Below are 24,731 nucleotides of genomic sequence, written 5' to 3'. Positions count from 1 at the left end.
CCCTCCGATGAGTTTCGGCCATTCTTACGTTTCGGACAAGGATATCAGCGTTCGGCCAGCCGTCCGCCCGCGGCCACGTCGCGGCATCAGAAAAGAAACGCTCGTCCGCGTGCTCCTCACGGGAATGTTCTATCTGACACTCTTGCGGACAACCGGAATGTGGTACGGCTATCCCACAAACTTCAATGAAGATGCAGCCGTTGATCCGTTTCCGCAGAAAATGATGCTGTACAGCCTCATTCCGCTGATCGGTCTTTACTTCGTGCTGGAGCCAAATCGTTTCCTTTCTTATTTTCGCAGGGTACCGATTCTGGTTGTCGCCGTTGCTGTAATTTCATTTCTTTCTCTTGCGGTCTCGATTAGCTTTGGCGCATCCATACGCGGCATTGCCGCTGTGGCCGTTCTGACAATCCCGCCATTGCTTTACAGACATCGATACGGCAGCGTTGAAACCTTCCGGCTTCTGGCGACTTTTGGCATTTTCGCCGCCTTTGCGAACGTTCTGTATACCATTGCCCTTCCAAGATATGCTGTCATGGCAGGATCCTACGCCGGCATGGTAAAGGGCCTGTTCTACCACAAGAACGGCCTCGGTCAGTTTTGTGCCGTCAGTTTCATAACCATGCTCTCGGTAGGAATGCCGAAGGGACCACTGCGCTATAGCCAACTCCTGCGCTGGGCGGCGTTGCTGTTTACCCTCCTCCTCATCGTTGTTTCCAAATCTTCGACGGCAGTGGTTATGGTTGCCATCGGCGTGGCCACGTTGATGGGCTCGCGTATGATGCAAACCGTGAGAAACTCGCTGGCGCGCTCTTTCATTGTTTTCTTCTTCTGCCTCTTCATTGGGGCTGCAGCATCATTTGCCTATCTTGGCGTTGCCCAGATGATTGCAGACGCGTTCGGAAAAGATCTTACCTTTTCCGGGCGCACCAATATTTGGGAACAGCTGATGCCGCTGGTATATGACCGCCCTCTTCTTGGGTACGGTTTCGCTGTTTTCCGTCAACCGGAAGTTATGGAGCAATATGTCGAGTTGACCTTCGATGCGCGCTCCACCCATAACACATACTTGGAACTTGCCCTCAACATCGGGGTTCCGGGAATGATTGCCTGGACAGCTTTTGTTCTTCAGCGTCTGGTTGGCCGTCTCGTGACGATTCAACGTTCCACGGAACTTCGCGCCACGCACTCCAAAGAAGTTGCAATCATTCTTCTGATCGTGGTTGGCTCAATGACGGAGGCGGGAATGATGCTGGCACCGGTTATTCTTTGGCCTTACCTCGTTGTCTCCCTTCCGATAAGCAGATTGAAGAGCGGTGGTTCATCGACGAACGCACCCAGCGGATAGAAGTCTAGAACGAATGATAGACGAGGCAGCCTAAAATCATTCTGTTTCAAATTAAAGTTAGAGCTCTCTGATTTACCTGTCCGTCGAAAAGCCTGTGGGGCGCCACCTGAAATCGACCAGGCTCAAAGCTAAGGTTGTTGCTGCTTAAAGCGCGCCGCGATCTTTCGGAGTCGCCCGTCGTGCACACTCTTCGGCATCATGCTCTCGCGCACCATAAGCTCGCTGTTCTTCGACCTTCAATCCATGGCCTCCAATTTTTCGGAGGTCATCGATGACAGGGACACCTATCGAATCGCCCCTGGAAGGATCCGTTGCGGGATGTGACGACGTGAGTGCCGCCCATTGTTCATGCGGGAAGCGTAGGCGAACTCAGCGGCCCAAATTCCGGAAAAATGGGTACATTCAAACGCGCGATCGGCATTATTCCGCTCAACGCACCGGCGTATCAGTGTCTTTCACAACACCAGTCAGCCGAGACTGCTTATCGGAAAAAGACGTCGTCCTCATCTTCTCCTCATCCTCCACCGGAAGGACCGCCCGGGCAGCAACTTCCGAACCGAGAGTCGATAGATGCTGATTGTCTATGAACAACGGCGCTCCGTCGACAGTGGAAAAACTGCATCGAGCTCGCGGGCAAAGCGCGTCGAAAGGGTCGATCAGGACGACGCCAGGCGGTGATTTCTCCGCGACGCGGGTGATGATATCCCTGACTGGATCCTTGAAATTTGCGACGGCATTCATCGGGGCATCGTACGGTGTCAAATCGCGATCACCGTCGAGCCATCCTCCAAACGCCGACCTGAAGGGTATCGCACGCTGCAGCACCGCACGAACAGGGTTAAAGTTGAACAATGGAACGTCTTGCAGAAGGACGACATCCTTATTCATTGCCCGCAATTGCGCGACCTGCGACGCAAGTGCCGACTCTAAGGTCGGCCCATTTTTATTTTCGGCCTGCTCCGCGCCATCGGCGCCTGGCAGAATGTAGCGGGAGCCGCTCTCTGCTTCACGCATCGGAGCAGACCAGTATCCGGCCAGGATAACTTTCTTGATCGCGTCGTTTTCACGCAGCAAATCCATCACCTTGGCATTATAGGTCGAGCATTCCGCCGCATGGCGCGGGTGGTTGGGCATATAGCGCGTGGCGTCGGTCAATGGCGGGCAGGATGATTTGGTAAAGACGTAAAGCTGGTAGCCCCGCTCTTGCGCGACGGCTCTCAATCCGGGCGCAAGTGCGGCCGCATGGCTGTCGCCAATCAAGGCTATCGCAGGCTCGCCGTTGCCTGAACGTTCGCAGTTGCGACCCATGAGTGGGGAGGTTGCGCCATAGGATACCAGGCACGCTTCACGATCGCCGGCGATCTCTTCAATCTTCGCGACCTGGGGGTTAAATCTCTGCGGGATACCGGCCAGCAGCGCGCTCAGCGCGAAAGGAAGAGCGAAAACTGCCAGGGCGGTTGCATAGCGCCAAAGTGTCCGGTCATCGGAAACACCCGGGCGTCGAAACGGCTTCTCCACGAGATAATACGTCAGAACCGCCAGGATAAATGAGATCCCAACGATGACTAAAGCATTCGATTGCTGCAACGGCCAGACAGACGCGACGCTAGCGAAGCTCAAAAGCGGCCAATGCCAAAGATACCAGGAGTATGAGACAAGGCCGATAAAAACGAGTGGCCGCGAACCGAGCGCAAAAGCAACGATCGAGCTTGGGGTCGCAATCAGCAGCGCCGACCCGAGAACCGGCAAAAGCGCCGCAGCACCGGGAAAAGGTGTGGAATCGTTGTAGACGCAGATCGGCACGACAATCAACATCGCGCCGATCAAAGCAATGGCATTGACGACCGCGCTTCTCCCTCGATCGAGACGCATCCCCTTTGTCTCCATGACAGCGAGGATGCCACCAATTCCCAGTTCCCATGCGCGGGTCGGAAGCAGGTAGAAGGTGAAAGCCGGATTGATCTTTAGAGCTACGACAGAAAATATGAAGGAAAGTACGACAAGCGTTGCGATTGCCGGAAGGATGACCCGCTTGACGTAGCGGTTCAGGAACAAAATGATCCACGGAAAAACCATGTAAAACTGTTCTTCCACGCCGAGGCTCCAGGTCATCAGCATCGGCAGCTGATCGGATGCCGGCGAGAAGTAATTGCTGGAAAGCCAATAATAGATGTTGGAGGCGCCCAACATGGCCGCAATGGCACTGTGCGAAAATTTCCTGAATTCGCCAGGAGACAGAAGCAAAAAACCGATCAAAAAAGAGACGCCCAATACGAAGAACAAGGCCGGCAATATCCGCCGGGCTCGTCGGGCGTAGAATCTTGTGAATTTGAATTCCGATTTTAGAATGTCGCCATAAATATGCCCTGTAATGAGATATCCCGAAATGACGAAGAAAATATCGACGCCAACGAATCCGCCCGTAAATGAGCTCAGACCGGCATGGAATAGCACAACGGAAACGACGGCGACCGAGCGAAGACCATCTATATCGGGACGGTAAGCACGTACGGGATTGTTGTGCATCTGTTTGTCCTTTCGAGGCGATACACTGTCACTCGCGGGGACGTGTTGGTCGAGCCACATTGCATTGCATTCAAAAATGATGCATTGCAATAGCAAATTTTCTCTAGTGCATGGTTCACAAAATGTGAACGATTCGCAACGGCGTGACATCTAACTATGCTGAGATCCCCATAGCAGCGCGTACCGTAAAATATTGCGAGGATGGACTGATATGACTGACGGAAAACGACGGAAAATTCTTGCCGCTTCGTCCGGAGGTGGGCACTGGGAACAGATGATGGCGATGCGAGCCGCCTTCGAAGGCAGCGAGGTTTTTTTTGCCACCACCATTCCCGGTCTCTTGAAAAAATACGAGATCAGCAATGGCTTGGTTTTGCCTGACTGCAGCCGCGACTCGATCATTATGTCGATCAAGTGCTTTTTCAGCGCATTCTACATTGTATTCAAGCTGAAACCCGACGTCGTCCTGTCCACGGGAGCAGCCCCGGGCTTGTTCTGCCTATTGGCCGGCAGGCTCATGGGCAAGCGCACGATCTGGATCGATAGCGTCGCCAATGTCGAGAAGCTGTCCCTTTCGGGAAAACTGGCCGGCCATATCGCGACGCTCTGGCTGACGCAATGGCAACATCTGTCGCGGCCGGACGGCCCGCATTACGCAGGAGCTGTCCTTTGATCCTGGTCACCGTCGGAACGCAGCTGCCGTTCGATCGCCTCGTCAAGGCGGTCGACGCCTTCGCCAAAGAATTGACCCGGCCGGTTCTGGCGCAGATCGGCAAGGGCACCTACACGCCTGAAAACATGAAATGGATCAAGAATATCGAACCTGCCGACTTCGACAGGGTCTTTCGCGAAGCGAGCGTGATCGTTTCTCACGCGGGCATCGGCACCGTGCTCACGGCGAAACGTTTCGGCAAACCGATCATTCTCGTTCCCCGCAAGGCAGCCCTTGGCGAGCACCGAAACGATCATCAGCTTGCGACCGTCAGCCAGCTCATCGACCGGCCGGGCATCTATGTCGCGCATGACGATGACGAGCTCAAGGATTATCTCCTTCAGGACCTCAGCAGTCCCTCTCATGACGATCCGTCCGATGCGGGCCGGGCGTCGCTGGTCAACTATTTGAAGGGCTATCTCGCGGCCGGCTGAGCCCGCGACCGGCCGCAACCCTCTCGAGAAGGCGGAGATTCAGTCTCCGCAATCGCGGCCGGCGATGTGTCCGACGAGTTCGGGCACGATAATCCTGGCGGCAATTTCGGGCCGCGGATGCGCGCCGTCGGGAATTGCGGCCGCCAGTTCATCCGGGTTCAGGCGCTCCCAGCCGGGCCGGTGATCGACGAACTCCACACCGCGCTTCCGTGCCTCCGCCTGATGGGCCGAGATATAACTGCCGACGAAGGGACGGATCAGCCCCCGCAGTCCCGAAAACGGATTCATTGCCATGAGGATGATCCGTGCCCGCGGCAGGCGCCGATGCAACTGTTCGAGGATCTCGCCGATATTCCTTCGGCTTTGCGCCAGCGACACGAACCGGTGCACGGTTGCGTCATTGGCGTAGAGCTCGATCAGGATGATATCCGGCTTCTCGGCAACGACGCGGTCCAGCTGGGTCAAGGCCCAGGCCGACGTCTCGCCGCTCTTGGCGACGCTCTCGACCCTGACGGGTCTCTGCAGGCAGGCGGCAAGCTTTGCCTCAAGTCCGGCCTGCCATCCCCCGCGCGCTGTCAGCGATGTTCCGAAAGCCACGATTTTCACAGGCGGAAGGTTGTCGGCATTACTCTTCCCCGTCGTTGAAACCATGACGAGGCCGGCCAAAAACAGAACCAGCGCCCATGCCAGTCGTCTCTCCACCGGCACCCCTTGCCAAAGCCGCAAACATATCATGAAGGGACCATATCGCGGCGGGCGCTATCCGTCACCCGCCAGCATGGCGCAAGGCAAGCTTTGCCCCCAGCCGGATGGGCAAAGCTGACCTCAGAGGCTGCGATATGCAGCAGCGGCGCGCAGAAGCCGCCGATCATTCCTCACGAAAGACGTGCTGCATCTGATCGGTCAGCGGCTTGGTGAGATAGGAGATGACGGTACGGTCGGCAATCTTGATAAAGACCTCGGCCGGCATGCCGGGATAGAGCTTGATCGACTTCAGCTTCGCGATGCTTTGCGCCTCCGGCTTGACGCGCAGCGGATAGTAGCTGATCCCCGTGCGCTCATCCTTGACGATATCAGGTGCAATCGAGGTGATCACCGCCCGCACGTCGGGCGTCGTGCGCTGATCAAAGGCGCTGAAACGCACATCGACGGATTGCCCGACATGGAGCTGGTCGATATCGCGGGTGGCGACCTTCGCCTGGACGGTCAGATCGTCGTTTTCGGGAACGACGAGCATCAGCGTCTGGCCCGGCTCAATGACGCCGTTGACCGTATGAACGGCAAGTTCGTGGACCCTGCCGCTCAATGGCGCGGTGATATCGAGGCGGCGGAGCTGATCGAGCGCGGTTTCACGGCGCTCTTCATTTTCGGCTATCTTCGCCTCGACATCGGTCAGTTCCTTGGCAATCTCCGAACGACGATCCTCGTCCAGCTGGATCGACTGGCGATCGATTTCGATCGCCTTGCCCTCGGCCTCCGCCTTTGCGGCGATTTCCTGGCCGCTATTGCCCTGAAGGTCGGCGCGTGCACGCTTGAGCGCGTTCAAGCGCTGAAGTGTGACCAGTCCCTTCTTGTAGAGCGCATCCACGCCTTCCAGTTCCTGTTCGATCAGGCTGAGGGAATCATTGGTGGCGTTGATCTGAACGACCAGACCCTTGATCTGTTCGGCCAGCTGGTCCTTGCGCGACGCCAACTGGCTCTTCATGCCGACGAGCGCCGACTTGCGGCTGTCAAACAATTTCTGTTCGCCGTCGAGAAGATCCCGTGCGGCATTTCTGGAGGCCGCCTTGTTGGATGCGGCAGCGCTGGATGTCATCAAATCGCTGATGTTTTCCTCGACCTCGAACGAATCGGCGCCGATCCGCTCTGCCTTCAGACGGGCACGACGCGCATAAAGCTGCGCCAGCGTGCTTTCGACGATCGAGAGCTGCGCTCTGGTCGCCGTCCCATCGAGCCGTATCAACACCTGTCCAGCCGCCACATGGTCATTTTCGGCGACCAGGAGTTTCGACACGACGCCACCGGTCGGGTGCTGGACCTTCTTGACATCGCCGTCGACGACGACAACGCCTTCGCCGATAACGGCGCTGGAAAGCTCGGTCGTCGCCGCCCAGCCGCCGATGCCGCACACCAGCGCGATGGACAGCGCGCCGACAACGGCGACGTGACGGTTGAGGGATCGTTTTGATTCAATAGTGACTTTGCTCATCATCGTCCTTCCGGCCTATTCGGCCGCATTGCCGTCGACTACGACTTTGAGCTGAGCCACGCGCTCGGCAATCGGAGTGCGCGTCGCTTCCGGTCGGCTCACCCGCGCCAGAACTTCTTCCTTGGGACCGAATGCGATCATTCTGCCCTCCTGCATCATTAGCACGAAGTCGCACACAGCCAGAACGCCGGAGCGATGCGCGATGACGACGACAATGCCGCCGCGTGCCCGCACGCTCATGATCGCAGCGCTCAGCGCCCGCTCGCCTTCTTCATCGAGATTGGAATTCGGCTCGTCGAGCACGACCAGGAACGGTTCGCCATAAAGCGCTCTCGCAAGCGCGATACGCTGTCTTTGACCGGCCGAAAGCGCCGCACCGCCCTCGCCGATGTCGGTCTCGTAACCGTTCGGCAGACGCAGGATGAGATCGTGAACGCGGGCAGCCCTCGCCGCCGCAACCACCGCCTCCGGCGACATCTCCTTGGCGAAGCGGCAGATATTTTGCGCGACGGTGCCCGAGAAAAGCTCCACGTCCTGCGGGAGGTAACCGATATGGCGGCCAAGTGCGTCGCCGTCCCACTGGTCGAGTGCCGCGCCATCCAGGCGAATGGATCCCCTGACCGTCGGCCAGATGCCCATCATCGCCCGCGCCAGCGACGACTTGCCCGAGGCGCTGAAACCGATGACGCCGAGCGCGCTGCCTGCACGCAGACCGAAGCTGACATCGGAAATGACCAGCCGCTGGCCGGCCGGCGGTCCGCTGGCTACACCCTCGACCGTGACCTGCTTGGAAGGCGCCGCAAGCGCGAGCGGAGCCGGCATCTCCGGAATTGTCTTCAGCAGGTTCGCAAGCCGGCCCCAGCTCTGCTGGGCGGACACGAAACCGCGCCAATTTCCGATCGCTGCTTCCACGGGCGCCAGAGCGCGGGATGTCAGGATGGAGCCGGCGATGATGATACCCGAAGAGGCCTGTCCCTGAATGACCAGGATCGCCCCGGTCGCCAGCGTTGCCGATTGCAGGGCGATACGGAAAATCTTCGAAAGCGTCGCATATCCATTGCCGACATCCGATGCCTGCCGGGTGATATGCCGGTATTCGCCGTTCTTGCGGTCCCAGATCTCGGCCATGGTGCCCGCCATGCCCATGGCGTGGATGACCTCGGAGTTGCGGATCGAGCTCTGCGCAAAAGCGTTGCGCATATTGGCGGCTTCCGACTGCTGTTTAGAGAGTGTGCGCGTACCCTGGTTGGTCAGGAACGTCAGGATGGCGAGCACCAGCGATCCGCCGATGGCGATATATCCGATCGCCGGATGGAACAGGAAACAGATCACGATATAGAAGGGAAGCCAAGGCAGATCGAACATCGCCGTCGGACCCATGCCGGACAGAAAGGTTCTGATCTGATCGAAATCCCGCAAGGGCTGCAGCCCGTCGCCGCCGATCTTGACCTTCAGCGGCGCCTTGATCAGCGCCCGAAACACCCGCCCGTTCATCATCTCGTCAAGGGCACCGGCAACGCGGACGAGCATTCTGCTTCTCAGAACTTCGAACGCTCCCTGAAAGGCGTAAAGAACTAATGCCAGTATTGCCAGGGCAGCCAGCGTCGGTATGCTTTTGCTGGGGATGACCCGGTCATACACCTCAAGCATAAAAAATGAACTTGTAAGGTAGAGGATATTAACAAGCGCGCTGGCTATGCCAATGAAGATCAGCCCACTTTTGCATTTCCGCAAGGCTTTGGACGGTTCATTGACGTCAGCTGTTGAACTCTGAAACACGAAGCAATCCTCTCCTGCCGCATCGCGCACGCAGCGAATACGCCGCGAAACACACTGCAGTTGCAGGCCCCTCAGGCCCGATTATGACATGGCTGCCCTCGGACCCGGCATCGGCGCCGAACCCGTTGGCACGCTCCTACACTAGTACATGAATCCCACCGAAACGTGACCAAAAATACAAATTTATCACGAACAATTTCAGAGGCCCTAACTTTAACGGTACGATAAGCATACCGTCACAAGCAAGTGAAAAGCGCAAGTCGCCCAATAATGGTCCAAAGCGGCGAAACCGTGGCGCGTTAGCTTCGGTAGCTACTACCGTGTTAACTATAAATGCAATCTATAGTTCGATTTATTCACGCCGGCGGAACATTTTGCCGCCGCTCATCCCGCACACTCCAGTCCGGCAGACGGAACTCGGACGGAAATCGAGCGGCCTCGGCGGGGGACATGCCGGGGCCTTAGGAAAGCATATGCGAGACGTGGCTGCTGTGGAATGTGTCGACATTGATGGAGACGGTCAAACTGTCGGCGTCGATATGGGAGGCGCCATCGGAGATCTTGTATTGGAAGGATTCGCTGACTTTGCCGCTGAGGCCGGCGAGTTTGGTGGCATCGACCGTGTAACTGTAATCGCCATCGCGCTCCACGTGAATGACGCCGTATTTCCCGGTCAGCGTCAGCCCGTGCTTGTCGACCGCGCTGTCGCCGAAGCGGCGAAGCAGTATCGTGCCGTTGCTCGCATTGTCGTTCTCGAGCAGGTTGCCGTGATAGCCGCTACCGGCATCTTCCGTGATCTTCAGGTGGTCATGTACGGCGACAATCTTTGCGGTGGCGGCGGGCACGGGGGAGACCAGGGGTTCCGCGACAGGCGCAGGAGAGCTGACCTGCGGATCACCGGTCGTGCCGCCGGCGGCGTTGTTGAGCTCCGCCTGCGCTTGCTCAAGTGTCTTGTTTTCGCCGATCGTGAATGTCTTTTGGGCTGCAATTGCAGCGGGCATCGTCAGCGTCGACACAGAACTATCTATGATATTGTCATAGAAGGAGCCCGACGCGGATCTGTCGACCTTGAGTGCCGAGGAGGACAGTCCGTCGAAGACATTGTCGTGGACGACGATATTCTCGCGGACATAACCGGGATTGCCGACGGCGCTGACCAAGACGCCATACACGCCGTCATGCAGGTAGTTGCCGCTGATATCGTAGTTTTTCGCATCGCCCGAATCGCCGAGGCCAATGCCGTAAGACCAGCTGTAGCCGCCATATCCTGAGATGTCATTGTCATGGATGGCGATGTTCGTGCCCGCCTGAGCACTGAGCCCGAAGCCCCCACCGATAAGGGTGTTGCCTTCGACCACGGCATCCTGAGCCCTGATCAGCACTAGAACGCCCTTGGCGCTATTGGTTTGCGTCTGCTCGAGATGATTGTCCTTGATCAGAATATTGCTGCTGTCGTTAAGCTGGATAGCGTCAGCCACGCTCCCCTGACTGTTGGTCACGGTATTGTTGAAAAGGGTAATACCCTTAACCTTGTCCATCCAAATGCCGTCAGAATGCACACCGGTCAGGGTGCTGTTCTCAATCGTAATATTCTGGCTGCTCTGGAAGCTCAACGAGCCGGGCTTTCCCGCCAGACCGGTATTCGACACTTCGACGTTCCGCACGATCCAATTGGATACACTGCCAGCATAGATCGCATTAGCGCCGGTATCGGCGATCTTGATATTCTCGATAACGATATTTGAAGCCTTGGACCCGTGGATGCCGTTGTTACTGCTGTGAATGACCGGCGCATCACCGATGCCATAGCTGCCGATGGTAATCGGAGCGCTGACGCTGCCCGAATACTTCAAGTCGAATTGTTCGTTGAACACGCTTCCGGCAGCAAGCAGAACTTTGTCGCCCGGGTTTAGTCTTAAAGATTCAACAGCAGACAATGTCGCAAAGGCAGAATTTTCGCTGGTTCCGTTGTTGTTGTTGGATCCTGTCAACGAATTCACGTAATAGACGGTCATGCTGCGATCTCCCAGGGTAATGGAAAATCTTCTAACCGCGGACCTCTCTCCGGCTGCTAAAATGAAACACTAAAATGCGCGATATCTCGCAATAATTCTTGCTCCTTTAATATAAATTACTTGGTGTATTCAGTATACTCCATCGCGACAAGGTTGCAGCGCCGCGATGGAGACCCGGTTTACTCGGCCGGACGCAGGCACCACCCGGTGATCCGGAGCAAGCGGGATTTTGGGCTGAGTAACGCCGCCGCAGGTCAATTTCCCTGATAAACCTAGATTATAGCAATATGATAGACGTTGTCTTGCAGATGCTCTGCCGGGGGCTTTCAGAAACGACCTATAATCCAAAGTGATTAGACGCGCGCTCCGCAGCAGAATAAACAATCCGTCATATTAATTACATTTGCTTCTGCAGAAAGATTCTTTCAGTGAGAAGAAACATCCACCACGGCATGAAAAATTGAGACAATCACTTATTATTAAAGCAATTATATCTAAGTCTTTCATCAGCTTATGCACATTGTACGTGTGTTATTATTGATAAAATACACTCAAAGATGTCAATCTCTTGTTAACCATGCACTTGACTCCACGTATTAAGATATCATTAATCGGGCGGCTTGCTGAAGTCAAAAATGACCGGCGAGGATCAATTTCAAGGAGAGAGACTAATGGCTATTCACGCAACCGACGATACTGCAACATTTCTGGAAACCGACGTTATTTCCGGAAATCTCCTCAGCAACGACACGTCCGACGGCAACCTTTTCCTACGCTTCTTCGACCAGCAGGGCGTCGGCGCCAAACAGCCCGGCCAGGTCACGGCGATCCAAGGCGACTACGGCACCTTCTACGTCAAGGCCGACGGCAGCTACACCTATGTTCTGAGTGATGCTGCCAAGGTCGGCTTCACCAACGGCGAATTGCTTCAGGAGAAGGTTTCCTACAAGATTTCCGACGGTGCCGGTCACACCGATGTGGGCCTGTTCACTCTGAATATTCAGGGTGTAGCCCAGGTCAAGCCGGTCGCAGTCGACGATCATTACAGCTTCAACGAAGGCGACCTCATCGGCGGCAATGCTCTGGACAACGACCTTGCCAGCGACACCGGTCAGCTCTACCTTCGTCAATTCGACGGCACCAATGTAAACGGGAATCCGAGCGCGACCACCGATATCGCCGGCACGTATGGTACCTTCCATGTTAAGGCGGACGGCGCGTTCACCTATGAACTGACACAGGATATCGCTCCGGGCGATCAGGTCACGGAAACCGTCCAGTATTATAAGATCTCCGATGGCTCGGGTCACACCGACGTCGGCATTCTGACGCTGAACATTACCGGCACCGAGGTTGTTTCCGGCGGCGCCGAGGTCTGAGTCGCCCCTCAAGACGCAGCGCCCGGGGCACAGCAGCGGGCGTTGCAGCCGGGTGAGCCCGTCATCCGCAGGCGTGTGCCTAACCCGATGCCGCGTCGGCTCGGTCGCCCACAGTTCAAGATTGCCCTGGTATTGCTGGTTTTAAACGCTGAGCTTACTTCTCTGACACTATTCCGGCAGAAGCGCGAGAGCGATTTGCCTCCCGAATTCCGCAAATCAGTAGGTCGCGAATGTCGCGGCTGGCGAAAAAATGGAAACGCTTTGGCGCTTTGTTGTCATCCCCGGCTACAGCGCTGTCGAAACCGCGCCGTCGCTCTTTCCCCGAGGCTCGTCCAGGTTCGATCGAAGACCGGGCGGAGTTGCGGACTGATCTCTTTAATCACGGCATTGACCATGCAGCGATCGCCAAGTTTCAGCATTGTTGTGAGATCGCTTTCAAGTGCATTCTTCGCCGTAAGCAGCGTTACGCTGGTAAAATCGTTCCAGAAATAAAACCGCGTCAGAATCATTCCTTGGTCGTGGGGCGCGAGCGCAACTGAACGCTTCATCATTTCCGCGATCGAGACCGGTTCCTCCGCGATTTCCGACTGCACGGCCGCAAGTCGAAGCCAAAAATTGCTATTCGTCGGCATGCACGAGAGAGCATATTGTAGATATTGGCGAGCATTCGACGCCGCGGTGGCCCAAGCATCGTAGTTGACACCGACCTTCTGACGGTCGAGCTGTGTCAGAACGAGGGTGACGCCGGCGGCGACAATGTCAGATCGGCAATAATGTCCGTCGACCACCTCCATGGTGCGCGCCGCATATCTGGCCGCTACCTCATTCGTAATGGTCTCGCCTCGCTCGATCCTTTCGGCGACGATTGAGATGCTAGCCGTTTTTATCGAAGCGTACAGTTCTCGGCCAGCCAGCACCGAGCAGATGGCGGCGAAAATAACGAAAACGATGCGTATAGGCGAAACGAAACGGCGGCCGAGCATCAGCTTTCAGTATAATATCGCGAATAACGCTTATAATAATATTCGCTGGAGCCGAATGTCCGGTAGAGCTTCATCTGCGACGGATCGACCTTGGTCAATATGGCGCCAACGCATTTCGTATAGAGATCCGGCTCGGACAATAAGGTTGACTGAACCACCTTGCGCGATGTCTTGCCCCACTCGATCACGAAAACGACGGCATCAAGCTTAGGGTTGATGGCGCGCGCATCCACCACGGGAGCCAGAGGAGGCAAGTCAATGATAATGTAGTCGAAGCTTTGGCGCGCCATTTCAAGAAGTTGATCCATGCCGCGCGAAGCGAGCAGCTCCGAAGAATGCGGAACGCGATATCGCGCCACCGTCGGCAGGAATGCGAGCTTTGTTTTCGGATCGAGAAGGATGAGATCCTTCAGCGGGCGATTGTCGACGATCGCTTCAAGCAAGCCGGCTTCCGCATGGCGGCCGATGGCCCGCGTCGCTCCCGGATTTCGCATATCGCCGTCGATCAGCAGGCAACGCGCGCCCTGCATTGCCAGAAGCTTGGCAAAGTTGATGGCTGTCGTCGACTTGCCTTCGCCCGGCAGGCTCGACACCACGCCGATGACCTTGCAGCGCTGATCCGCCGCACTGATATCGATGGCGATCTTCGCGCTGCGAAGCGTCTCGGCGAATGCCGATAGCGGATGCTCCTCGACATAGGTCGTCGTCTTGCCGCCCCTGGCGATGCTTCGCGGGTTCCCCGGATCGACGAGCGTCGGATCCTCGACGTTGTTCTCGATCAGCGGCATGACACCAAGGGATTCGACGTCGAGCATATCCTTGACATCGTCACCAGTCCGGAAGAAGCGATCACGGAACTCCCGGAAAGCTCCAATGCCGCTACCGAACGCGCATCCCAGGAACATGGCGAAAGCGATGACGAGGCTTCTTTTCGGCGCGCTCGGCTTCGTCGGCGTCTCCGCGGTCGTGATGATACGGGCGGCGGTAATCGGGAAGCTTTGCTGCTGGATCGCCTCTTGGTAGCGCGCGAGGAAACTCTGATAGAGATTCTTATAAGTATCCCGCGTCCGCTCGAGCTCACGAAGTTGTACCTGCGTCTCACCTGCGGTTGCGGCCACACCCGTTGCCTTGTCAACGCTATCGCGCAGCGATTTCTCGCGGGATTGCGCAACCGTTAGCTCGCTCTGATAGCTCTCGGCAATGCGATTCAGCTCGTCGAACATGAGCCGTTCATACTCGGCCATTTCCGCTCGAAGCCGAACTGCCTGGACGTGGTCCGGACCAAGCCGGGCTTCGATTTCTGCCTCGAGCTTCGACGCTTCCAGATATTTCTTGCGAAGATCATTTGAGATCGAGCTGTCAAGCACATCGGTCACGATCGCATCGGTCTGCTTGGCCTCGATAATCGACCTGATGCGGGTATATTTCGCTTCGGCCTGCGCCGTTTCGGCCTGAGCCTTGATCAACTGGCTGTTCAACTCGGAAAGCTGCTGCTCGCTGAGCAAGTTGCCAGACCCGGACTCGACAAGGCCGTGCTCGCTGCGGAATTTCTGCACGGCAAGGTCTGTGTCCAACGCTTGTTGCCGGAGTTCTTCGATGCGCTCCTGCAGCCACTCGCCGGCCCGGCGCGTCGCTTCATATTTCGAATTGAGTTTATCGACCAGATAAACATCGGCGATGGCGGCAGCGATATCACGCGCTAGATCCGGCGACTGCGAGGTGTAGCTGACGTCGAGCACGTAGGATTTGCCGACACGCTCAACATCGATATTTCCGGCGACAGTTTCCGCAGCATATCGCCGCTTCAATTCCGCATCGGGAGCAGCCGCCACGTCATCGGCAAACCAGGAGCGAAAATTCAGCAGGGATTTCACAGTTGCGACAGAAAAGAGTGAATTCTTCTGTGCCGTGAACACCGGATCGTCGACAAGTTTCAGCTTGTCGACGACCGCATAGGCGATCGCATCGGACTTCAACAGCTCGACTTGACTGAGAACCGTCCCCTCGTCATCGTCCAGTTGGCCGAATGCCGCCAATTGGTTAATCATCTGATTGTCGCTGCGGTCGATCAGCACTTTGGTCTCGGCTGTGTAGACCGGTACTGCAGTCAGTACATAGACGACACCGAGGATGGCAAAGGCGAAAGCGCACGCCGCCACGATCCGCCACTGCCGGCGGACAATTGCGATAAGCTTGTCGAAATCGATGAAATCAGCTTCGTTTCCTGTATCGCGGGAAGGGTCGATACGCGGCGTAAGTTTATCTGGCGACAGCAATTTCGATCTCCAACTAAGGCGTCAAGCGCTAAGATCTACAGGCAATTCCAGCTATTGTGTGACGGGGACGCTCTCACTCGTCGATTGCGTCGGGTCGGTTGACGACTGTCCCGCTCCACCAGAGCTGATAATGATCGTGGTTGAGCTCGTCGATGAACTGTCCCCGTCACCCGCATTCGAAACCTGCAGCGTACCGGCGGTCGTGGCGCTGCCGTCAAAAGGTGTACCGCCATCCGATCCGGGGCCAGTCTGGCCTATCGAGCCGTCGTTGCCGATTCCGGATGCTGCGGCAGGCGCGCCGGTACCCGGACCGAGCGCCGCAGTCGCCCCTTCAGCCAGAACTTTTGCAAAGGCTGTCAGCAGCGGCGCAAGATTCGGATCGGCGCTGGCCGCTTCGGCAACCGCTTTTTCGATCGCGAGCTTGAATTGCGGGTCCGACACTTGGCAGCTGTTGGCAGCCCGCCCAAGGCCGGAGCCGATAGCTGCCATCTGTGCAGCATTGGCCTTCTTGGCCTGCTCGATCACCGGCGCCAGGGCGTCGTTGCTGCTGCCGACCAATGCGCGTACGCGCGATGACAAAACCAACGGATCGGACATGTCGAGCAGAACGGCGGGATTGGCCGTAAATCCGCTGATGTCGACCGGGGCTAAATTTGCTGGTCCCAGACAAGCAGCAGCAAAAGCGCTCGAAGTCATGCCAGTAAGGATTGCGACCACAATGCCGCCATATGCAAGCCTACGATAAACAGCCGACCTTGCCATAACCATAATTTCCTTCATCAAATCCGCTAACTGAGACAGGCCGCCGACAGAGATCTTTCACGATCGACGCCGGCCCGCCCATTTTAATCAATTTCCAAGATCGCGGACTGCGTTACGGGTATCGTTCGCGTCGTCCGACACACCGGCAACAGTCGACGATACCGAGTTTACGATGTCAAGGAACTTGACCAATTCAACAGAGTCCGAATTGGAGATATAGATAACGTCCTTGTCTTCCATTTTGAATTGCTGAACAGCAAACAAGGTTGCCGGATCGCGAAGATTGGCGCGAATGATCACCGGAACCGTATCACCCGCAAACCTCGTCGCATCCACATGCATCGCGGCAACCGTTTTCTTTGGGACAAGGCGATAGAGTAGAACCTGCGCGGGATCCGCACGATCGTCGCGCAGTCCGCCTGCCTTGGCGATAGCTTCTCCCAGGGTCAGGTCGGACTCTTCGAAATCGAAGCGGCCGCTAACGCCGGTGGCGCCGAGCGCAAGATAGGTGCGGCGCTCATGATCGACCGAGATCGTATCATCCGGCGCGACATAGATATTTTCCGCCGGGTTCTTCAGCAGTGTATTGTATGCGACGGTAGCGGTTTTGCCGCGCCGTTGCAGCGTCACATTCGTTTCAATGTTGTTGGTCGTCAAACCGCCCGCGGCGGAAATGACATCGAGAACGCGCTCACCGGCAGGGCTGATCGTGACGCGCTGCGGATTGTTGACGTCACCGAGCACAGCCACCTGACTGGAACGGTTGGTCGTCGTGGTAATAACCACCTGCGGCTCGATCGCACGGCTGGCCAACCGATCTTCCACGTCCTGCTCCACGGTCTCCTTCAGGCGACCGGCGGCCGGAACGCGACCAGCATAGGGAATCGTGATCGTTCCGTTTCTATCGATAGTCTGCTCCGGCAGAGAAATGTAATTGCCGGGTCGGCTGCCGGCATCCGACGGAATGAACAACCCACCGGACTGAGCTTCAAAGATAGCAACCTGGACGACGTCGCCATAACCAAGCGGAATTTCAGGCGCCCTGCCGCGACCCCCACCGAAACCCTTGAAGGAGGTCGGCTGCGCCATGGTGAAATAGGGCAGGACGTTCTTACTGAGATCAACCAGGGCGTAGTCGATACCGACGCGACGCTCCTTCGTTGTCACTTTCACTGCCGCGCCTCGATCAACATCTTTGTGATCGGGACCGGATCTTGGCAACGACGTGCAGCTTGCCAATATACTCGTTAGCGCTACAACAATGGCGACGCGTGTACTACCGATAGGAAAACAACCCATAGAATAACCTGTGTTGACGCCCCTGAAGCTACTGCCTTGCAATCTCACATAATACAAGACAATCGCCGACCAATAATCACTGTAGGCGGATTAACATTCCTCTAACTGTGGCAAGCTGGCAACGCCAAGCCCCTTCATCCAGCGAAAACGATCCAATCCGGCTTTTCTCCCGCCGGCAACGATCTAAAGGCTGCACCCGCTATAAGTTCTCTTGCGTTTCAGAGTCAACAGCGCGTTACTGCACAATGGGCATTTTCGAAAAACCTTCACGAAACCGCCTTCAGATCATTCGCTGTTGAGCGACCACTCATATTTGCCGTTGCGCTTCCCCATTGTTGCGTCCAAGGCTGATCGCAACGACAGCACTCAGGAAAGCGGCGAAAAATACCGCAAAGCCCGGTATTTGCAGCGAAAAATCAACCGCGCCATGAAGGGTGACCAAAACCGTCGCCGCCACACCAAGAAGAACATAATGTCTCCCGCGGCGCCTTTGAGCGAGCCCCCGCCAAAACACTCTGGCAAGCATTGAGAAGACAATCGCCGCCGCGATCGGAAATAATATGCCAAGGCCCAGAAAACCTTCGAGGTAGAAATTATGTGCGCGATCGAAGATCCCGAAAATGCCGCAGGCCGGATCGCGATAGGCAGAAAACACGGTGCGGAAGCTGCCAAGACCCGTCCCCGTCAGCCAATGATCCGAAATGGCACGCCATATACCCGGCAGGATGCAGAAACGATCGTCGTCCTCGAGCCGCCGTTCCTGCGCACGCAAAATCGCCTGGCCGGCAAATATGATCAGCGACCACCCGACGAAAGCAATCGCCGAGACAAATTTTAATATCGACCGCCATGTTGGCGTCGTTCTTCTATAACGCTTCGAGCTGTTCCAATTGATGACAAGCCATGGAAAGTAGATAAGAGCGGCAACAAAGGTCGCGAATATCCCGGCGCGTGAGCGGCTCAGCATCAGGGCGGTGAAACATGCGCACAAAAGCAGAATGTAGATCCACGTCCTCAAGAGAAGGACGTTTCGGCCCGGCTCGCCGGGCGGATGGCTTGAATAGGAACGGGCAATATCCCTGACCAGGGTCAGCATCAACAGCGTTCCCAGCCCGAGGAAAGTCGCAGCGGTATTGCGGTTGACGAAGACGGCCGTCAGGCTGTCGAGGTAGGCACGTTTTTCGATAACGATCAGAATGCGGGGAAACATCGAAAACTGGATCAGGGCGAAAACGGCGATAATGCCCGCCGCAAGCCCGAGGCTGGCTAGAACTTTCCGCGCTCGTTGATCGGTATCGCATAAGACGAGCCCGGTCAGGAAGGTCACGAAAGGCAGAGCCACCCACAGAATCGAGGCGAGTGTATCGGCCGGCACGACGGAGATCGCCGCGTATTGCACGCCTGCCAGGTCACGCGCAGCGTTCCAGGCAGGGTTTGCCAGCCAATGGGCTGGCAGTTCGATCGTCTGGACGAACATCCAGCCCGTCAGCACAATCAGCAGAAACAGAGTGATGCTGAACACCGATCTGGTCTGCCTCGGCTCCCCGAACAGCAGCCCCGAAATAATCGCCAGAACAAACATTCCGATTGCGGCAAAGGCGAAGGGAAAGGGCGTGACGCTTCCGAACGGAATGAGTGTCAGTATCACCAGGCCGATGAAGGCAACGAGGATCGCCTCTCGCAAGATCTGCCTGTTGATGAGATTGGACAACATTTGAATTCGCTCACCAGCAGCAGCGGGAATGAAGGGCCTACAACCAGCACGGTTAATATACTCGGACTAACATAAGTTGCATATCAAACGCTTGCGTGCTAAAGTGCAACAGAATTCCACATCGTTTAAAATTGTTGCGAACGGCTTAAGCCAATCGAGACCGGCCCCGATTATGCTCCTTCAAGCGGCAGAAACGGGACAGACGTTCTGTGCCCAATACTTGGCAGATCACCAATCCGCCATGCCATTGACTGAGAAAAAAGGCAAGCCTGATCTCAATCGGTTGCCCTGAACGGGGATTAAGAGATGAAGAAGACGTTCATTACACTTCTGGCACTGGCTTTTACAGCAGCGAATGCCTGCTCTGCACTTGCCGCCGGTCCCGCAGGTTTCGCCCGCGGCCTGACCAGCGGTTCGGCGGTGAGCTATATCTCTGAAAAAGGAACGATCATTCCGCCCTTCGCTCAGGTGCTGTTCTGCGCCCAGAACCCGGCCGAATGCCGCGACAACAATGGTTTGTCGGTCCTGGCGCTGACTGACAAGGAAATGCTGCAGCTGAAGGATGTGAACAACTCCGTCAATCGTACGATGATCGGCAGGAACGACCCGCGCAACGAACTGAACGGCGATGTCTGGAAGGTGAACGTCCGCAGCGGCGACTGTGAGGATTTTGCGCTGACCAAGCGCAGCCGGCTGATGGCAATGGGCTGGTCATCGCGCGCTTTGCGAATTGCGACGGCCTATACGCCCTCCGGCGAAGGACACGCCGTCCTTGTGGTCAGAACCGACAAGGGCGACCTGGTGCTCGACAACAGGAAAAGCAGCATCAAGAACTGGCGCGATACCGATCTGCGCTGGGACAAAATTCAATCGGATACCGACCCCTACGTCTGGTATCGCCTGTAAAAACGGGCGCGGCTGGGGCAATTCCGGCAAAGCCGTGAAGTGCCTTGGCCTCCGCAATGCCCACATCCAAATAATTAAATCCACCCGTTCCGGGTTGAAGTCGAACCGGCTCCGATGCGCGGCCCGACTTGTCATATCTCCCACACAAACCTATGTTTTTGCTGTCGACAGGGCAGCTGGCGCGCCCCGCAGCGCCCTGGGTTGGAATTCCGATTTGGGCGACCAGGCGATCTTCGATGTTGTCTTTTCGCCCAGATTAAGTATGACGGGGCCATGCTGCGACGCAGCATGACGTTCTACTCTAATGATTTGAGGGAAATATGCGCATCACGATGATTGGATCAGGCTATGTCGGCCTCGTTTCAGGCGTTTGCTTTGCGGATTTCGGCCACGACGTCATCTGCGTCGACAAGGATCTGAGTAAGATCGAGGCCCTTCGCGAAGGCCGCATTCCGATTTACGAGCCAGGTCTCGATCAACTGGTCGCCGAAAACACCAGCACCGGCCGCCTGTCCTTTTCGACGGATGTCGGCGAAAGCGTTCGTGGCGCCGACGTCGTGTTCATCGCGGTCGGCACGCCCTCCCGGCGCGGCGACGGCCATGCCGATCTCTCCTACGTCTATGCGGCGGCGCGCGAGATCGCGACCTACGTAGAAGGCTTCACCGTCGTCGTCACCAAGTCGACCGTACCGGTTGGGACCGGGGATGAGGTTGAGCGCATCATCCGCGAAACCAATCCGACAGCCGATGTCGCCGTCGTTTCCAATCCCGAGTTCCTCCGCGAGGGCGCGGCGATCGAAGATTTCAAGCGCCCCGACCGCATCGTCGTCGGTCTGAACGACGACCGGGCCCGCGAAGCCATGACCGAAGTCTATCGTCCGCTTTATCTCAACCAGGCGCCGCTGGTCTTCACTTCCCGCCGCACCTCCGAGCTGATCAAATATGCTGCCAACGCCTTCCTCGCGATGAAGATCACCTTCATCAACGAGATCGCCGATCTCTGCGAACGGGTCGATGCAAATGTCCAGGACGTTTCGCGCGGCATCGGTCTCGACGGCCGTATCGGCGCCAAGTTCCTGCACGCCGGCCCGGGTTACGGCGGCTCGTGCTTCCCCAAGGATACGCTGGCCCTGGCCAAGACCGCGCAGGATTTCGACGCGCCGGTCCGTCTCATCGAGACGACGATCTCGATCAACGACAACCGCAAGCGGGCGATGGGACGCAAGGTGATTTCGGCGGTCGGCGGCGACATTCGCGGCAAGAAGATCGCGATCCTCGGCCTGACCTTCAAGCCGAATACCGACGACATGCGCGACAGCCCGGCAATCGCCATCATCCAGACCCTGCAGGACAATGGAGCCCAGGTGGTCGGCTACGATCCCGAGGGCATGGAGAACGCCCGCAAGGTCATCGAGAATATCGAGTATGCGAGCGGCCCCTATGAAGCAGCCGCTGGCGCGGACGCGCTGGTCATCGTCACCGAATGGAACCAGTTCCGCGCGCTCGATTTCAACCGCCTGAAGCAGTCGATGCGGGCTCCGGTCCTGGTCGATCTGCGCAATATCTACCGCAGCGACGAGGTCCGCAAACACGGCTTCACCTACACCGGCATCGGCACCAATCTCTTCCAGGAAACGACCAACTCCTGATAAGGTCTGCTGAGATCTGACATCCTGACGCCGCGGAACATAAATTCCGCGGCGTTTTTTAATGCATGACGTGCGGAAGCCTGCAGTGGCTCCGGGACAACGACATGGGTGAAAACCCAGCAAAAGCGCGCCGGCGAACACCGCAGGCGATTATCGCACGACACCACGCCCTCCTGTTCTACAGCAGTCCGACCCGCGTCCCTTTGATCGTCAGTACGGTCAGGCGGCCCGTCGCCGAAACCGCGGTGTCGATACCGATGCGTTGCGGACCGAATGTCGGGATTCGCGCCGGGGTATGTCCATGGATCACGAGGAAAGGAAGCTGCGGCCCTTCGTCCAGAAAGGGCTGGCGGATCCACATAAGGTCGCTGTCCTTTTGTCTCTTGAGATCGATGCCAGGTCTGATGCCCGCATGGACAAAGACGACCCTTCCCATCTGCAGCATGATCGGCAGCGATTCCAGGAATTGGATATGCCGCTCCGGTATCATGTTGTGAATGACGCGGGCGATCATTTCGTTTCCGGCCGCCGATTGCAGCAGATGCTCGATGTCGATGCCGTATGAATTCAGCGTCTCCGTCCCGGCAAAACCAAGCCATTCAAGAAGGCGCGTCGGCTTGCGATAGAGCTTCACCAGCTCCGCATCGTGATTGCCGCATAGTGCGAGACGCTGAAATCCCGGCGGCGGCGGCTTGCTCAGGAATTCCAGCACCGCGCTCGAATCCGGCCCGCGGTCGACATAATCGCCGAGCAGGAGAATGAGTTTCGGTCCCGGGATGCGCTCGGCATCCGCTTCGATGCGGCGATGCGCCTCGACGAGTTCGCTATAACATCCGTGGACATCGCTCATCGCATAGACCGCGGCGAAATCGCCTTCGGCAAATGTCAGCCGATCGCGCTTTTTATGGCTGCCAGTCAGTATCGGTATCTGTTGTCGCCACGGGACGAGATAGTTAAACATGTAACCCATTTGTGAAACCCGGCCGCGTGGCGGGCTGTCGGAACTGATCCATTTCTCACCCATCGCCGCAACGGCACGAAGTTTAGTGATCATAAGAAGTTGGCCTGATCGCGGCCGCGTCGACATTGTAGCCGGAACCTATTGCCACATTCAAAACGACGGACCCATCGCCCTTTTGCTGAACCGCCTGCACCAGGCTCGCCTGGCTGGTCGCGGCCGAATGCTGCGCGTCCAGCACATCGGGCAATGACGATCGTCCATCCTCCTCGCGCCCGATGGAAAGCGCAAGAGGCTCCTGCGCGGTCATCATCTGGGCGCTAAGCGCTTGAACGATTTTCGCGTCGCGATGGACCGACGAGAATGCGAGGAATCTCGCCTGCCCGTCGGTTGTCGGCGGCACGTGGTCAGGGTTCCTCACACCGCTCGGCGGGCATAGCAAAACGGCTGCCACGAACAACGGCACGTCGTATTGACCCATAATTGAGAAGATGTTTCGATTAATATTTTCAAGTCTCTTAATATAGGATGGTTAACGATTGGTTAATCTTGTGTTTATTTAGCAGATTCTTCAAAATTTAGCTGCATCACCCAATATTTCTGCGCCTGGAAGAACCGGAGACTGTCAATTTTCCACAGGCCGGGTCTTCGAAAAAGCTGTATTAATCAACTAAAACGAGAGGCGTCAGGAAAAAATGAACGTTAAAGCAGATCACGCTTGACGACCCTGCGACACCGCATAAAGATGGCGCGTTGCGAGCGCGAATGACATTCTTGATCAAGAATCTCAGATCCAAAACTGCGGGGTGCAAAGTGGAAACTGCGGTTGATTCGAAACTTATCGAGGCGATTACCTACGACGAAGACAGCCGGCATCTGCGGGTCTATCTGACCAACGGTCAGAGGCGAGAATATGAAGGGGTTCCCAAAGGCGTCGTCGTCGGCTTGACGATGGCGGAGTCGCCGGGGAATTTTTATATGAAGGCAATCAGGGGCAAATATCCTCCTCGTCCCTAGAATAGGATGATGTTAGGCCCGGCTGGCCTAACATCTGAATCCTGTTCTCAATTAATGAGTTAGAGCACTTGGTGGAACCTCTATTGGCGATGATGCGGGACTGGTTTTCACCGGCCCCGCAATTCGGCCGTCGCCGATTGGCGGCAAAATCGATCAATAGCCGCTGAAGAAATCGCGAACTGCATCGATTTCGAGCGGCGCGATCTCATGGCCACCAGGATGCCAGACCGTGCCGACCTCGGCGCCGCGGCCTTTCAGGTGTTGCGACAATGCTTCGGTCACGGCCATCGGGGCGATCGGATCCCGCCGCCCGGCCGTCACCAGCACCTTTCTTCCCGCAAGCGTCGACTGGGCTTCCGGTTGAAACGGAATGAGCGGGTGCATCAGCACCGCCAGGTCGAAGATACCCTTCTCGATCAGCACATTGGCAAGAATATTGGCGCCGTTCGAAAAGCCCAGGCCGAAAATGCGGGAAGCCTGGTACTCGTCAGCGAATGCTTTGACATAGGCGGCCATCTTCTCCGTCGCCCGTGAAAGGTCGACCATGTCGTAGACCCCTTCACCGCTGCGCCGGAAGAACCGCGCAGCACCATGTTCGGAAACATCGCCGCGCGGAGCAAGAACCGTCGCTTCCGGCAGCAGCTGTCGGCCGAAATCAAACAGCTGGTTTTCGTCGCCGCCGGTGCCATGCAACACGATCAGAATTGGTTTGCCAGGTGCGCCGGCATGCAGCCGGTGCACATATCCGATTTCCATCATGCCGCC

The 24,731-nt window shown here is 56.8% G+C and carries 20 protein-coding genes; 7 read left to right on the top strand and 13 right to left on the bottom strand.

Annotated elements, in window-relative coordinates; genetic code table 11:
- The first annotated feature begins 7 nt into the window (after positions 1 to 7).
- Positions 8 to 1,348 carry an O-antigen ligase family protein gene (locus CO655_RS14070; RefSeq protein ID WP_097604242.1) on the top strand — a complete coding sequence of 447 codons (1,341 nt, stop codon included), beginning with the start codon at positions 8 to 10 and terminating at the stop codon, positions 1,346 to 1,348.
- Positions 1,349 to 1,777: 429 nt separating this feature from the next.
- Here the strand turns inward: CO655_RS14070 and CO655_RS14065 are convergent, their stop codons facing one another.
- Positions 1,778 to 3,874: an acyltransferase family protein gene (locus CO655_RS14065; protein ID WP_170964916.1), complete on the bottom strand. Its 2,097-nt coding sequence runs from the start codon at positions 3,872 to 3,874 to the stop codon at positions 1,778 to 1,780.
- 211 nt (positions 3,875 to 4,085) lie between these two features.
- On the opposite strand from CO655_RS14065, the gene CO655_RS14060 reads away from it, so the two are divergent.
- Complete coding sequence (locus CO655_RS14060) at positions 4,086 to 4,547, top strand: glucuronosyltransferase (protein WP_097604240.1); 462 nt, start codon at positions 4,086 to 4,088, stop codon at positions 4,545 to 4,547.
- The gene (locus CO655_RS14055; RefSeq protein WP_010030047.1) at positions 4,544 to 5,020 is read left to right on the top strand and encodes a glycosyltransferase; all 477 of its coding nucleotides are present in this window, start codon (positions 4,544 to 4,546) and stop codon (positions 5,018 to 5,020) included. Before CO655_RS14060 ends, CO655_RS14055 begins: the two co-directional genes overlap by 4 nt.
- 39 nt (positions 5,021 to 5,059) lie before the next feature.
- On the opposite strand, the gene CO655_RS14050 is transcribed toward CO655_RS14055, so the two are convergent.
- From CO655_RS14050 to CO655_RS14035, 4 genes are all read right to left on the bottom strand, one after another.
- Positions 5,060 to 5,755 carry an SGNH/GDSL hydrolase family protein gene (locus CO655_RS14050; protein WP_097604239.1) on the bottom strand — a complete coding sequence of 232 codons (696 nt, stop codon included), beginning with the start codon at positions 5,753 to 5,755 and terminating at the stop codon, positions 5,060 to 5,062.
- Between the two features lie 133 nt (positions 5,756 to 5,888).
- Positions 5,889 to 7,229 (bottom strand): HlyD family type I secretion periplasmic adaptor subunit, encoded by a 1,341-nt coding sequence (locus tag CO655_RS14045; RefSeq protein WP_097605050.1) that lies wholly within the window; start codon positions 7,227 to 7,229, stop codon positions 5,889 to 5,891.
- A 15-nt stretch (positions 7,230 to 7,244) separates the two neighbouring features.
- The gene (locus CO655_RS14040; RefSeq protein ID WP_097604238.1) at positions 7,245 to 9,008 is read right to left on the bottom strand and encodes a type I secretion system permease/ATPase; all 1,764 of its coding nucleotides are present in this window, start codon (positions 9,006 to 9,008) and stop codon (positions 7,245 to 7,247) included.
- Between the two features lie 461 nt (positions 9,009 to 9,469).
- Positions 9,470 to 11,023 (bottom strand): right-handed parallel beta-helix repeat-containing protein, encoded by a 1,554-nt coding sequence (locus tag CO655_RS14035; protein ID WP_097604237.1) that lies wholly within the window; start codon positions 11,021 to 11,023, stop codon positions 9,470 to 9,472.
- A gap of 671 nt (positions 11,024 to 11,694) precedes the next feature.
- Here CO655_RS14035 and CO655_RS14030 point away from each other — a divergent pair.
- On the top strand, positions 11,695 to 12,402 hold the full coding sequence (locus tag CO655_RS14030) for an Ig-like domain-containing protein (protein ID WP_097604236.1): 708 nt from the start codon (positions 11,695 to 11,697) through the stop codon (positions 12,400 to 12,402).
- Between the two features lie 275 nt (positions 12,403 to 12,677).
- Here CO655_RS14030 and CO655_RS14025 read toward each other — a convergent pair whose 3' ends face one another.
- The 5 genes from CO655_RS14025 to CO655_RS14005 form a co-directional block, all read right to left on the bottom strand.
- Positions 12,678 to 13,385 carry a hypothetical protein gene (locus tag CO655_RS14025; protein ID WP_097604235.1) on the bottom strand — a complete coding sequence of 236 codons (708 nt, stop codon included), beginning with the start codon at positions 13,383 to 13,385 and terminating at the stop codon, positions 12,678 to 12,680.
- Positions 13,385 to 15,661, bottom strand: coding sequence for a polysaccharide biosynthesis tyrosine autokinase (locus CO655_RS14020; RefSeq protein ID WP_097665133.1), 2,277 nt, complete (start codon positions 15,659 to 15,661; stop codon positions 13,385 to 13,387). The genes CO655_RS14025 and CO655_RS14020 overlap by 1 nt, the downstream gene beginning before the upstream one ends.
- A 51-nt stretch (positions 15,662 to 15,712) precedes the next feature.
- Positions 15,713 to 16,429, bottom strand: coding sequence for a sugar transporter (locus CO655_RS14015; protein WP_170964928.1), 717 nt, complete (start codon positions 16,427 to 16,429; stop codon positions 15,713 to 15,715).
- Between the two features lie 81 nt (positions 16,430 to 16,510).
- Positions 16,511 to 17,722 carry a polysaccharide biosynthesis/export family protein gene (locus CO655_RS14010; RefSeq protein ID WP_097604232.1) on the bottom strand — a complete coding sequence of 404 codons (1,212 nt, stop codon included), beginning with the start codon at positions 17,720 to 17,722 and terminating at the stop codon, positions 16,511 to 16,513.
- Positions 17,723 to 18,029: 307 nt separating this feature from the next.
- Positions 18,030 to 19,436: an O-antigen ligase family protein gene (locus CO655_RS14005; protein ID WP_097665132.1), complete on the bottom strand. Its 1,407-nt coding sequence runs from the start codon at positions 19,434 to 19,436 to the stop codon at positions 18,030 to 18,032.
- Between the two features lie 306 nt (positions 19,437 to 19,742).
- On the opposite strand from CO655_RS14005, the gene CO655_RS14000 reads away from it, so the two are divergent.
- Positions 19,743 to 20,342, top strand: coding sequence for a transglutaminase-like cysteine peptidase (locus CO655_RS14000; RefSeq protein ID WP_097665131.1), 600 nt, complete (start codon positions 19,743 to 19,745; stop codon positions 20,340 to 20,342).
- Between the two features lie 320 nt (positions 20,343 to 20,662).
- Complete coding sequence (locus tag CO655_RS13995; RefSeq protein WP_097665130.1) at positions 20,663 to 21,991, top strand: UDP-glucose/GDP-mannose dehydrogenase family protein; 1,329 nt, start codon at positions 20,663 to 20,665, stop codon at positions 21,989 to 21,991.
- A gap of 178 nt (positions 21,992 to 22,169) precedes the next feature.
- On the opposite strand, the gene CO655_RS13990 is transcribed toward CO655_RS13995, so the two are convergent.
- Both CO655_RS13990 and CO655_RS13985 read right to left on the bottom strand, forming a co-directional pair.
- Positions 22,170 to 22,961: a metallophosphoesterase gene (locus CO655_RS13990; RefSeq protein WP_097604228.1), complete on the bottom strand. Its 792-nt coding sequence runs from the start codon at positions 22,959 to 22,961 to the stop codon at positions 22,170 to 22,172.
- Positions 22,962 to 23,034: 73 nt separating this feature from the next.
- A complete protein-coding gene (locus tag CO655_RS13985; RefSeq protein ID WP_245423799.1) occupies positions 23,035 to 23,352 on the bottom strand; it encodes a hypothetical protein in 318 nt (105 codons plus the stop codon).
- A 362-nt stretch (positions 23,353 to 23,714) separates the two neighbouring features.
- On the opposite strand from CO655_RS13985, the gene CO655_RS13975 reads away from it, so the two are divergent.
- On the top strand, positions 23,715 to 23,966 hold the full coding sequence (locus CO655_RS13975) for a KTSC domain-containing protein (RefSeq protein ID WP_037116620.1): 252 nt from the start codon (positions 23,715 to 23,717) through the stop codon (positions 23,964 to 23,966).
- A 153-nt stretch (positions 23,967 to 24,119) separates the two neighbouring features.
- On the opposite strand, the gene CO655_RS13970 is transcribed toward CO655_RS13975, so the two are convergent.
- Positions 24,120 to 24,725 carry an alpha/beta hydrolase gene (locus tag CO655_RS13970; RefSeq protein ID WP_097665127.1) on the bottom strand — a complete coding sequence of 202 codons (606 nt, stop codon included), beginning with the start codon at positions 24,723 to 24,725 and terminating at the stop codon, positions 24,120 to 24,122.
- Positions 24,726 to 24,731 lie beyond the last annotated feature (6 nt).

This window comes from Rhizobium sp. M1 (genome assembly GCF_002531805.1).
In the GTDB taxonomy this organism is placed as follows: Bacteria; Pseudomonadota; Alphaproteobacteria; order Rhizobiales; family Rhizobiaceae; genus Rhizobium; species Rhizobium etli_C.
Note: the sequence above shows the minus strand (reverse complement) of the source record. Positions and strands in the feature narration are given on the sequence as shown.

Bases quoted from the DNA above. Each gene is read 5' to 3' on its own strand.
- CO655_RS14070 (WP_097604242.1), top strand. From the start codon at position 8: ATGAGTTTCGGCCATTCTTACGTTTCGGACAAGGATATCAGCGTTCGG.
- CO655_RS14065 (WP_170964916.1), bottom strand. From the start codon at position 3,874: ATGCACAACAATCCCGTACGTGCTTACCGTCCCGATATAGATGGTCTT.
- CO655_RS14060 (WP_097604240.1), top strand. From the start codon at position 4,086: ATGACTGACGGAAAACGACGGAAAATTCTTGCCGCTTCGTCCGGAGGT.
- CO655_RS14050 (WP_097604239.1), bottom strand. From the start codon at position 5,755: ATGATATGTTTGCGGCTTTGGCAAGGGGTGCCGGTGGAGAGACGACTG.
- CO655_RS14045 (WP_097605050.1), bottom strand. From the start codon at position 7,229: ATGAGCAAAGTCACTATTGAATCAAAACGATCCCTCAACCGTCACGTC.
- CO655_RS14035 (WP_097604237.1), bottom strand. From the start codon at position 11,023: ATGACCGTCTATTACGTGAATTCGTTGACAGGATCCAACAACAACAAC.
- CO655_RS14030 (WP_097604236.1), top strand. From the start codon at position 11,695: ATGGCTATTCACGCAACCGACGATACTGCAACATTTCTGGAAACCGAC.
- CO655_RS14025 (WP_097604235.1), bottom strand. From the start codon at position 13,385: ATGCTCGGCCGCCGTTTCGTTTCGCCTATACGCATCGTTTTCGTTATT.
- CO655_RS14015 (WP_170964928.1), bottom strand. From the start codon at position 16,429: ATGGTTATGGCAAGGTCGGCTGTTTATCGTAGGCTTGCATATGGCGGC.
- CO655_RS14010 (WP_097604232.1), bottom strand. From the start codon at position 17,722: ATGGGTTGTTTTCCTATCGGTAGTACACGCGTCGCCATTGTTGTAGCG.
- CO655_RS14005 (WP_097665132.1), bottom strand. From the start codon at position 19,436: ATGTTGTCCAATCTCATCAACAGGCAGATCTTGCGAGAGGCGATCCTC.
- CO655_RS14000 (WP_097665131.1), top strand. From the start codon at position 19,743: ATGAAGAAGACGTTCATTACACTTCTGGCACTGGCTTTTACAGCAGCG.
- CO655_RS13995 (WP_097665130.1), top strand. From the start codon at position 20,663: ATGCGCATCACGATGATTGGATCAGGCTATGTCGGCCTCGTTTCAGGC.
- CO655_RS13990 (WP_097604228.1), bottom strand. From the start codon at position 22,961: ATGGGTTACATGTTTAACTATCTCGTCCCGTGGCGACAACAGATACCG.
- CO655_RS13975 (WP_037116620.1), top strand. From the start codon at position 23,715: ATGACATTCTTGATCAAGAATCTCAGATCCAAAACTGCGGGGTGCAAA.
- CO655_RS13970 (WP_097665127.1), bottom strand. From the start codon at position 24,725: ATGATGGAAATCGGATATGTGCACCGGCTGCATGCCGGCGCACCTGGC.